Genomic DNA, 3,041 nt, shown 5'->3' with positions numbered 1-3,041 from the left:
ACCTCATCTTTACCTACAATATAAAAATGAATATACACATTCTTTTCTGCACGATTTATATTCTCAAATAAACTTCTATATAACTCATCACCGTTCGTATATAATTGAAAATCCCCTGATCGAATTTTTTCTAATTCATATCCACTAGCCATTTTCTTCCCCATTTCCACATCAACGTTCATCCATATGAATACACCTATAAAACAAATTATTACAATTAAAAAGTGCTTCATGGATACGTTCCTTTCTCTAACTACTGTTATTCCTATATCTTTCCTTTTTTTAAACATTATCATACAAAAAATATGTCATTGCATGATATACGTCCATATCAAACAGGAGCTCATCTGCATATTGTATGTTGTATCTTAAAATAAAAGGAGGAAATAACAATGGGCTTCGCACATGGTAATGGATTTGCGCTACTAGTCGTATTATTTATCCTCTTAATTATCGTCGGTGCTGCTTGCTTCTGCTAAGCAGTTATTGTAATACGATATGGGGATGAAAAAACTATAAAAGCGGACACCTATTTTTAGGTGTCCGCTTTTCATTTCATAAAATCCCCTAGCCCATTACAAAAATAGTACCACTAGGAAAGTATTTTACATCAAAAAGTTAGCAGTGTAGCTACCTTCTTACTCTCCGCCTTACGAATATGACGCTGTTCTGCACGTAACACAGCAATTCGATGCAATTCTTTCTCCTCTTCTGTCTCAGGGATAACACGAGGTACAGGGACTGGATTATTCTCCTTGCTAAGCGCAACAAAAGTAACGAATGAAGTTGCTGCTACACGTTTTTCACCTGAAATTAAATCTTCTGCTACTACTTTCACAAATATCTCCATAGAAGTTCTTCCCGTCCAAATTACGAAAGATTCATAACTAACACAATCTGAAGAACGTACTGGGTATAAGAAATCTACCCAATCCATAGACGCTGTGACACATTCCATTCTCGAGTGTCTCGTTGCTGAAATTGAAGCAACCATATCCATCTCCGCCAATATCTTTCCACCAAATAGCGTGTTATGATCATTTAAATCCGTTGGAAATACTCGACTTGTTTTAAAAACTCTTGATTCATTAGCTGTTTTACCCTTTACTTCAGTCATTGTTATCACCCCTTTAATTATATATCTCTAATATCCAAACATTTACTACATCTCATGAACTACACGTTTAATATTAACAATTTTTAGAACTTTTAGTCCACAAAAAAGAACCGATTTTATCAATCGGCTCCTCTAAATACATATTGTTCTTTCGGCTGTTCAACTTTATTCCATTTCGTTACTTCTAACACTGGAATATTTGCATGGAATGGCTGATAAAATTCAGTTGAAATTTCTCCTTCCACCTGAATCCAATCATCATTTTTCCACTCTACACCTTCTGGTTTTTTAACTAACATACCATATACACCCGAATCCGCAACACAATGTATAATACCGAAACGGAATAAGAAATATTGTTCCTTTTTAGAAGAATCATCTCGGAAAACAAATCCTTTATAAGACAGGGTTTTACCAGTAAATTCACCAGGATAATTATAAATTGTCTCCATACCCTTTAAGAAATCTTCATCTTTTAAAGTGATATTGTCTTTCGTAACAAACTCTTTCTTCCCTTTTTCCATTACACCACGATATCCTTCTTTCCCGTAATAAATACTCGTATCCGGTCTTAAGAATTGTCTTGTCATAAATGGATCTTTACTTTCCGCTTGTGCAACAGGAAAGTGAAACCCCTTCGCCTTAACAATGTCCGAATCTAATGTTGCAATTGGGAAAAATAATCCTGAAATAATCGGAAAACAGAACAGAGTATAAGAAAACGTTCGTTTCCACCATGTATTTTCATCTTTCGAATGATCATGCCCACACTGGCTATGATCACAACTGCAATCATGTTTCTCTTTTTCTTTTTGATGCTCTTTCTGGAAAACGATAATAATTTGTATAATCGTTAAGAAACCTAAAATAATAGCTGCAGTTTTTGATAAATAGGCATACTTCATATTTATATACTTCGTAATGTTACCGGAAATATGAAGCTGACCAATTAAAATTGTGAAACCTAGTAATATATATGCTCGAAACATAACCTACCACCCCATCGCATAAATGAGTAGTGAGCTTGCATAAACAACAAGTGTAACTGTAACCGTCACAACAATTACAAATTTTGTTTTAAATGTCGCAAGCATCATAAACATATTTTTAATATCCACCATCGGTCCATATACGAGGAACGCGACTAGTGACGCTGTTGAAAATGTACTTTGGAACGAAGAAGCAATAAATGCATCTGCCTCTGAACAAAGTGATAAAATAAAAGCAAGTCCCATCATTACAGCTGATGAAGAAAACGGACCTTGTCCAATAGCAAGCAATGTTGAAGTTTGTACAAACGTTTGAACTGCAGCAGCAATTAACGCTCCTAACACTAAGTATTTTCCCATTGAGAAGAATTCCTCAACAGCATGTGTACATACATCCCACATTTTTTTACGTAACGGACGCTTATGATTCACTTCTGGGAAGTGATCATCTCTTAATTGATGTTCTTTAAACATAAATGATAATATAATTCCAACGATAATTGCTACGATAATCGCCACAATAGAACGATACCATACCATGTGCATACTACTTCCAAAAGCAACATATGTTGCAAATAATACAACTGGATTAATAATCGGTCCAGTTAACATAAATGCAATTCCTGCATAGGGTGGAACCCCTTTTCCGATTAATCGTCTTACAATCGGAACAATTCCACATTCACACCCAGGAAACATCATACCTAAAAAAGTAGCTAATAAAACAGACAGAAATCGGTTTTTAGGCATCCATTTTGCCACCATATCTTCTGTCACAAACATTTGAATGAATCCTGAAATAAATACGCCAATTAGCACAAAAGGAAGTGCTTCGATTAATATTGAGATAAAGATTGTATTCATTTGCAGGAATGCTTTCGGTAATTGAAACAATTCCATGATGTATTTCCTCCAACTTTTCATTAACAATATGT

General features: G+C 34.8%; 4 protein-coding genes and 1 pseudogene. 1 reads left to right on the top strand and 4 read right to left on the bottom strand.

What is annotated here, in order from left to right:
• Nucleotides 1–233 (bottom strand): annotated as a pseudogene (locus AB3X48_RS20130) (cardiolipin synthase); the annotation flags it as partial.
• Nucleotides 234–392: 159 nt separating this feature from the next.
• Between AB3X48_RS20130 and AB3X48_RS20125 the strand changes: the two are divergent.
• A complete protein-coding gene (locus AB3X48_RS20125) occupies nucleotides 393–479 on the top strand; it encodes a YjcZ family sporulation protein (protein ID WP_000505094.1) in 87 nt (28 codons plus the stop codon).
• A gap of 131 nt (nucleotides 480–610) precedes the next feature.
• Here AB3X48_RS20125 and AB3X48_RS20120 read toward each other — a convergent pair whose 3' ends face one another.
• The 3 genes from AB3X48_RS20120 to AB3X48_RS20110 form a co-directional block, all read right to left on the bottom strand.
• Nucleotides 611–1,117: an acyl-CoA thioesterase gene (locus AB3X48_RS20120; RefSeq protein WP_002200764.1), complete on the bottom strand. Its 507-nt coding sequence runs from the start codon at nucleotides 1,115–1,117 to the stop codon at nucleotides 611–613.
• A gap of 119 nt (nucleotides 1,118–1,236) precedes the next feature.
• The gene (locus tag AB3X48_RS20115) at nucleotides 1,237–2,106 is read right to left on the bottom strand and encodes a TIGR03943 family putative permease subunit (RefSeq protein WP_002158156.1); all 870 of its coding nucleotides are present in this window, start codon (nucleotides 2,104–2,106) and stop codon (nucleotides 1,237–1,239) included.
• Between the two features lie 3 nt (nucleotides 2,107–2,109).
• Nucleotides 2,110–3,006: a permease gene (locus tag AB3X48_RS20110; RefSeq protein ID WP_002118586.1), complete on the bottom strand. Its 897-nt coding sequence runs from the start codon at nucleotides 3,004–3,006 to the stop codon at nucleotides 2,110–2,112.
• Nucleotides 3,007–3,041: the final 35 nt, after the last annotated feature.

This window comes from Bacillus sp. S4 (assembly GCF_040838205.1).
Classification (GTDB): Bacteria; Bacillota; Bacilli; order Bacillales; family Bacillaceae_G; genus Bacillus_A; species Bacillus_A cereus_U.
The sequence above is the reverse complement of the archived record's forward strand: the minus strand, read 5'-3'. Positions and strand labels throughout refer to the sequence as shown.